The organism is Nocardiopsis xinjiangensis YIM 90004 (assembly GCF_000341145.1).
Taxonomy (GTDB): Bacteria; Actinomycetota; Actinomycetes; order Streptosporangiales; family Streptosporangiaceae; genus Nocardiopsis; species Nocardiopsis xinjiangensis.
Window position 1 is genome coordinate 1 of record NZ_ANBE01000041.1, and the last position, 6,679, is coordinate 6,679.

Consider the following 6,679-nt stretch of genomic DNA (forward strand, 5'->3'; position numbering starts at 1 on the left):
CCCGCCTGAGCCACACCCTCGACATCACCCCCGTGGACCGCGCGGTTCTGGCCGACACCGTGGCCGCGCTCCACGAGATCGCCCGCGCCTGCCGCTTCGACGGGCGGGGCTGGCTCGCCCTGCCCGACCGCACCACCGTCGCCGACCTGCGCACCGAAGCCGATGATCTGGGTCTGATCGACGCCGAGCAGGCCCGCCGCCTGCGCGAGGAACAGCGCGAGGCGGCCGAGCGCGGCGCCCGGGCCAGGGCCGAGGGTGAGACCGCCACCGCCGAGGAGGAGGCCGTGGCCGCCTCACGGTTGGCGCTGCAGCTGAAGAGCGGCCGCCACCTCGCCGTGCGCTCCCGCTATCTCCTGGCCGAGCTCTCCCCCGCCGGGGTACCGCTGGAGCCGGCCGAGGAGGACAAGGGCTGGAGCGGCACCGGCCTGACCGTGGCGTCCTGGGACGAGCACGGCAGCTCCGCGCTCTCCTACGCCATGCCCGACACCTCCAGCGGAGAGACCGCGGTGACCTGGGGCGACGTCGAACACGACGGGGATCGCGAACACCTGCGCGCCACCACCCGGGTCCAGCTCCCGGGCCGCGGCGCCTGGCTGCGGCGTGCCCGGGCCGACCTGTCCTTCGACACCGGTTCCTGGTACGAGGCCGCCGCCGGCCGCGGCGACCCCGGTGCCCCACCCGCCCTGGTCGTGGCCGAGCACCGGCTGGTGCGGGTCCGTGCGTGGCTGACGCCCTCCCCCGGCGAGGACGGCTACTGGTCGGTGACGGCCGTACTCGACGTGCGCGGTCGGGGGTTGTTCCGCCCCCTTGCCGCGCTGATGTTCTGGGCGGTCCGGGGTTCGACCCGCCGTGAGGAACGCGCCAAGGTCAAACGCGGCGAACGCACCCTCCGCGAGCAGCTGGCCGAGGACGGCGCCCGTTACGACCGCATCGCGCGCAACGCCCCGCGCATCCCGGGGTTCCTGCGCCGGGTGCGCGACGCCATGGCCGGTGCCCGCCACACCCCGTCCGAAGCCCCATGAGCGTCCGTCGTCAGGGGCTCTCCCGTTCTGCGGCCCACCCGGTGAGCGAGCGCACGCGCAGTTCGGTGTAGCGGGCTGCGTTGCTCTCGCCCGAGAGCAGGCTGCCCACGATCGCGCACAGGAACCCCAGGGGTACAGCCACGAGCGCGGGGTTCTCCAGGGGCACGAACTGGATGTCGACGGCGGCGGGCAGCACCGACAGGTTCGCGCCGGTGGCGGGGTCGGTCTTGCCCGACATCACCGGGGAGAACAGCACGAGCAGCATCGTCGCCGCGAGCCCGCCGTAGATGCCCCATTCCACGCCGCGGGTGTTGAACCGCCGCCAGAACAGGGTCAGGACGATGACGGGCAGGTTGGCGGCCGCGGCCATGGAGAACGCCAGACCGACGAGGGTGGCGACGTTCTGCTCCTGGACCTGGATCGCCAGCACGAGGGCCGACCCGCCGACGAGGCACGCCGAGAAGCGGGCCACCGCGACCTCCTGCGACTCCCGCGGGCGTCCCCACATGAGCACGTTCCCGAACAGGTCGTGGGCGATACAGGAGGAGGAGGCCAGTGTCAGGCCGGCCACGACGGCGAGGATCGTGGCCAGAGCGATGGCGGAGACCAGGGCGAGCAGCACGGCAGCGCCGACCGGCCCCGCGGTGAGCCGGCCCAGCTCCTCGGCGAGCAGGGGCACGGCGGTGTTGCCGGAAGGGTCCAGGGCCACGATGCGTTCGGAGCCCACCAGGGCGGCCGCGCCGAAACCGAGCGCGAGCGTCATGAGGTAGAAGGTGCCGACCATGAACACCACGCGGTTGACCGAGGACCGCGCCGCGCGACCGTCGGGCACCGTGTAGAAGCGGATGAGGATGTGCGGCAGGGCGACGGTACCCAGTACCAGCGCCAGGCCGAGGCTGATTATGTCGAGCTTGTTGTACAGGGTCGCGGCGGCGTCCCCGGGCACCTCCAGTCCGAGGCCGAGCCCGGGTTCGAGGAAGGCCGACCCGTGGCCGCTCGCCTCGGCCGCCCCGCCGAGCAGAGCGCGGGGATCGAAGGAGAAGGCGGCCAGCACCAGGACGGTGAGCAGCCCGGTCACGCCCAACAGTGCGACGGTCTTGATGATCTGCAGCCAGGTGGCGGCCTTCATCCCGCCGTACATGACGTAGACGATCATGAGCACGCCCACCATCACGATGGCTCCGGTGCGCGCCTGGGAGTCGGTGAGCCCCGGGAAACTCCCGTCGTGCAGACCGAGCAGCACCGAGAAGAGGGCCCCGGCACCGACCATCTGCGCGACGAGGTAGAACACGCAGACGGTGACGGTGGAGACGGTGCAGGCCAGGCGTACGCGCATGCGGCGCATCCGGAAGGCGGGCAGGTCGGCCATGGTGAAGCGGCCGGTGTTGCGCATGAGCTGGGCCATGGGCAGCACGAGCAGCCAGGCCACGAGGAAACCGATGGAGTACAGGAACCCGTCGTAGCCCTGCAGTGCGATCATCCCGGCGATGCCGAGGAAGGAGGCGGCCGACAGGTAGTCCCCGGTCAGGGCGAGGCCGTTCTGAGTGCCGGAGAAACCGCGACCGCCGGCGTAGAAGTCGACGGCGCCCCGGGTGGTGCGGCGGGCCCGGACCGTGATGGCCAGGGTGAGCAGGACGAAGAGGGCGCACAGCCCGACGGTCCACACGTGCGCGGCGCCCAATGGGCCGGCCAGGGCCCCGTCGGCGAGGTCTCGGGCAGGTGCAGGGGTCACGGCCGCACCGCCTCGGTGCCGTGCTCGGTCTCCATACGCGAACGCGCGCGGTCGGCGAGCGGGTCGACCCACCGGCGGGCGCAGCGGCCGAAGAGCCAGGTGAGGACGAACACGAGCAGGAACTGGCCCAGACCGGAGACCAACGCGACATTGACCGGTCCGGTGAGGGAGATACTCATGAAATCGCGGGCGTAAGCGCTCAACAACAGATGTGTGAGGTATCCGCTCAGGAACAGGGTGACGAGAACGCCGCACAACAGGGCATATCTTCGCCGTAACCGCACGAAATCGGGGTCGACCCACAGGCGTTCGCAGGCATGGGCGACCTCGATCTCCTCGGCCCTGCTCGCGCGGCGGCGCTGTGATCCTGCGTGCTCGCCGGCGCGTCCGCCGGGGCCCGCCTCCATGTATTCGACGTGCTCGACCATGACCCTCCCCCTGGATGATCTGCGTGGATGCGCATGCTGCGGCCCGAGCGGCCGCGCACGGCCACTCCCCTCGCGCATCGGCCGTGCCCCGGGATCGGCGCGCGCTCGCGGGCGGATTCGTCCCGGTTGGGAATTCACCCTAGCCAGACCAGCGCGCGCGTTGTGGTCGAATTGTGAAATCCACCCAGGACCGAAGTTCACAAGAACTGAAAAAAGCGGACGAATGATTCACTGATTCGCTTTCCGCCCGTTTCCGTGACCCGGCGAAGACACCGCGAACGACCCGCGGAACCCGGCGGACGGCGCTGTGGAACCCGGTACTCGGCGCGCGTGTGGCACCGGTGACCTCCGGCCTTCGCTAGGCTTCCAGGCGACCCCGGATCCGTTACGGCCGCTCCGAGGCCATCCCCTCGGCTTTCGTACACGTGTATGATTACTGGGGTCCGCCCGTTCACGCGATACCGAAGGGAAATCCCCGCCGTGGTCACCGAGGTCTTCACGCGCAAGTACTGCGATACCCACGCCGTCCGCGAGGAGAAGGTCGAGGCGTCTGAGGTCATCCAGTTCGCCTGGGAGGGCACGGTCCGCGAGGTCGACGCGTGCGCCGAGTGCTTCGAGGAGCACCAGGAACGCTTCGAGCCCCTCGTCGACTTCTCCCGTCCGGTGAAGAAGCGCCGCAAGAAGGCCGCGCAGACTTCCACCGAGCAGACGGACAGCGAGAAGACGGACTCCGAGCAGCCCGCGACCGCGGGCGCCGGAGCGGACGACTCCTGAGCCCGACGGCCGTGATCGTGCGGGGCCCGTCGCCCATCGGGGCGGCGGGCCCCGCTCGCGTTCGTGGCGGCGACGCGCGACGCCTCGCCCCATGCCACGTCCAGCCCGGGAACCGTGGTCGGGGCTCTTCCCGGTGCTTTTCTGGCGAGCATTCACTTCCTCTGGCGAGCCGGAGGGCGGGGAATGTCTGCTCTACCGGCGCTGACCGCTCTTCTGCTCAGACGGGCTACGAACGACCGGTGCGGGCACTGGTGAGGAAGGCCGTCCACTCGACGGAGGAGAAGGGGAGGTGGCCCTTGGCGGGGTTCTTGGAATCCCGGAGTGCTGCGCCGCAGGGGAGGTCGGCGACTTCTACACAGTTCTGACCTTGCCCGCTGTAGCTGCCCTTGTGGAAGTCGGCGGGGACGTGGGCGACCTCTACACACTCGGCTCGGTCACCGCTGTAACTGGATTTGAAGAAGGACAGTCCGTAATTCATGGACATGCTACTCGCTGGACTCCAAGGCCTCTTGTAGGAAGTGGACGCTCTCCGCTGGACGGTGCGCAGCCGCGTTCAGGTTCGAGAAGATAGTTACATACCGCTGCACCGATGCACTCTCCTGGAAAAAGAGGCTATCCGTCGATGTCTCTGTGTAGACGATGCTCGGGTCGAGCTCGCTGGGGAAGTCCAGGAGGAAGAACGATCCGGACAGAGCAGCATGCATGCCGGCCTGAAACGGCAGGACCTGGATGTTCACGTTGTGCCGCATCGCCATGTTGATCAGGTGCTGAAGCTGCTCCTGCATCACCGAGGGGTCACTGACCTGGCGATGGAAGGCTGCCTCATCAATCACCGCCCACAGGTGTAGCGGGTTGTGCCTGGACAAGATGTGTTGGCGCTGGACACGAGCGTCGACGTTAGGCCTTACTTCGTCATGTGTGTAGGCGCCCCCACCTCGAAAGACGGCTTCTGCGTATTCGGGGGTCTGCAGAAGCCCAGGGATGACCTGACATTGGTACATGCGGACCATGGAGGCCTCAACCTCGAAGTCAGGCAGAGCGTTGCCGCCGAACGCGTCCCTGTACTTCGACCACCAACCCTTCTCCTTCGACTCCTGAGCCAGCTCCTGAAGAACAGCACGCTGGTCCTCGGAAGTCTCATAGAGATCAGCAAGCGCGTCGATGTCGCGCGGCTTGATGCGGCGGGCTTCGGCAGCCTCGATGTTGCTCAGCGTGGAAGGCCACACCCCTGCGGGCACGCCGACCCCAGTTCAACTCCCATGCGCGAAGGAGTTCGTTCGTCATGCCCGCAACCGCAGCTGCACCCTTGGCCGACCTGCCCGAAGTGGCCGTCCCGCTCGGTGAGTTGGTCCCACCCCGTTGCCGCCACTACTTCACCGGCCGTTCCGACCGTGCCCACTACCGAAACGGACGCCTTCGGCTCAGTCCTCATTCGGGTGCACGCACGTCTCCTGCCGCCGGCGCCGAGCTCAGGACCCGCCCCGTCTGGGCGGACGACTTGCCGAGTACGCCGACGAACACTCCGAGGCCGCCGCCGTCCAACGACGGCACCCGCACCTGCTCGTGTGGTTCGGAGAGTCGACGGGTTCGTTCTGGGGGGCTTCCTCCACCGGCCTGGCCGAGGTCACCGACGCCCGGTCTCTGGCACGTGTCCTGGACCCGTAGCGGCCTGAGCCAGGCTGTCGCCAACAGATGTGACAGCTGTCGGGGCTCATCGTTCCATTCCTGATCGGGCCGCTCTTGTCCGTCCCTGTCCCGCCAGGGACGGACAAGAGGTGAAGGGGGCATCGACGCCGCTCGGCTCGTAACCATCCCGTACAGGCGAAGGTCGTGACAGACGCTCGGTGGGTCCCTCGGCGTCCGTCACGACCTTCGTGGGGTCTCGTGACCCGGGGCCTATCTGCTGTCCGAGGTCGACGTCGATGGACGCCAGTACAGCATCCCCACTGCGAAAGCCACGGTGAGGAACGCGAACGCCCCGACGGCCCAGAGGCTGACCTGCTCGCCCGAGCGGAACAGCGACGGGATGAGCAAGATCAACACGGCAGCCGATATGGCCATCCCGACCAGGCTCATCACGAACATCCACGTCTTTTTCATCATGAGGACCTCACCCGAAGCAGCTGGCGACGGCGGTGGCCGACGCTCCACCGACAGTGGCACAGACGCCGATGCACGCGACACATACCGCCGGGCCCGCTCCGGGAACCACGCACGGACCTGCGCAGGCACTCGTGATGAGAGCCGCGGTACCGCTGACGCCAAGAACGGCCGCGACGCAGGTGTCCGTAGATCCAGTCCCCATCGCAGCCATGTCTTCAGGACTGATTGTGCCGCTGTCCGTCTCCTGCTGCAGTTGAGCGTCCGGCAGTAGAGCAGATCCGTGCCGTGCATGGACTGCTGCCGTAAAGCCCTTAAAGCGTTGATGGGGGGGTGGGGTAGTGGGGTTTCTTGTGGTGCCGGGGATCGTGGTTCGTCGGGGTCGGGATTTTAGCCCGGCCGGGTCTGCGCGCAACCCGCTTCGGCGCCACCCCCACACACCTTTCCTTGCGGGGATGGTGGCGGCGTCGTGCGTGGTCGGTGTGGGGCGCCTCGGGGTGTGCGCTCCGCCCCTTGACGCCGGGCTTCCCGACCCACCTCGACGAACCCCTCCACCCCCCGGCGCCCGGTCGCCGAAGAAGCGGGGGTCCCAACTACCAAACCCCCTGTGGTGGCCACATTGC

General features: G+C 68.5%; 7 protein-coding genes and 1 pseudogene. 3 read left to right on the forward strand and 5 right to left on the reverse strand.

Annotated features, from left to right (window positions below; genetic code table 11):
• Positions 1-1,022: hypothetical protein (locus D473_RS0118815; RefSeq protein ID WP_152436877.1), on the forward strand; the 1,022-nt coding region annotated here is incomplete at its 5' end.
• A 10-nt stretch (positions 1,023-1,032) separates the two neighbouring features.
• On the opposite strand, the gene D473_RS0118820 is transcribed toward D473_RS0118815, so the two are convergent.
• Positions 1,033-2,754, reverse strand: a complete 1,722-nt coding sequence (locus D473_RS0118820) for a solute symporter family protein (protein ID WP_026127096.1) — start codon at positions 2,752-2,754, stop codon at positions 1,033-1,035.
• The gene (locus D473_RS0118825; RefSeq protein ID WP_017610599.1) at positions 2,751-3,182 is read right to left on the reverse strand and encodes a DUF485 domain-containing protein; all 432 of its coding nucleotides are present in this window, start codon (positions 3,180-3,182) and stop codon (positions 2,751-2,753) included. Before D473_RS0118825 ends, D473_RS0118820 begins: the two co-directional genes overlap by 4 nt.
• A gap of 480 nt (positions 3,183-3,662) precedes the next feature.
• Between D473_RS0118825 and D473_RS0118830 the strand changes: the two genes are divergently transcribed.
• Positions 3,663-3,956 (forward strand): Lsr2 family protein, encoded by a 294-nt coding sequence (locus tag D473_RS0118830; RefSeq protein ID WP_017610600.1) that lies wholly within the window; start codon positions 3,663-3,665, stop codon positions 3,954-3,956.
• Between the two features lie 226 nt (positions 3,957-4,182).
• On the opposite strand, the gene D473_RS0118835 is transcribed toward D473_RS0118830, so the two are convergent.
• Complete coding sequence (locus tag D473_RS0118835) at positions 4,183-4,434, reverse strand: DUF397 domain-containing protein (RefSeq protein WP_017610601.1); 252 nt, start codon at positions 4,432-4,434, stop codon at positions 4,183-4,185.
• Positions 4,435-4,441: 7 nt separating this feature from the next.
• The gene (locus D473_RS0118840; RefSeq protein WP_152436878.1) at positions 4,442-5,194 is read right to left on the reverse strand and encodes a helix-turn-helix domain-containing protein; all 753 of its coding nucleotides are present in this window, start codon (positions 5,192-5,194) and stop codon (positions 4,442-4,444) included.
• Between the two features lie 44 nt (positions 5,195-5,238).
• On the opposite strand from D473_RS0118840, the pseudogene D473_RS28185 reads away from it, so the two are divergent.
• Positions 5,239-5,370: pseudogene (locus D473_RS28185) on the forward strand (ATP-binding protein); the annotation flags it as partial.
• Positions 5,371-5,852: 482 nt separating this feature from the next.
• On the opposite strand, the gene D473_RS0118850 reads toward D473_RS28185, so the two are convergent.
• Complete coding sequence (locus D473_RS0118850; protein WP_241474821.1) at positions 5,853-6,059, reverse strand: hypothetical protein; 207 nt, start codon at positions 6,057-6,059, stop codon at positions 5,853-5,855.
• Positions 6,060-6,679 lie beyond the last annotated feature (620 nt).

What these genes read in the sequence shown, in the direction of transcription:
- D473_RS0118850 (WP_241474821.1), bottom strand. Translation starts at nt 6,059, where the DNA reads ATGATGAAAAAGACGTGGATGTTCGTGATGAGCCTGGTCGGGATGGCC.
- D473_RS0118825 (WP_017610599.1), bottom strand. Translation starts at nt 3,182, where the DNA reads ATGGTCGAGCACGTCGAATACATGGAGGCGGGCCCCGGCGGACGCGCC.
- D473_RS0118835 (WP_017610601.1), bottom strand. Translation starts at nt 4,434, where the DNA reads ATGAATTACGGACTGTCCTTCTTCAAATCCAGTTACAGCGGTGACCGA.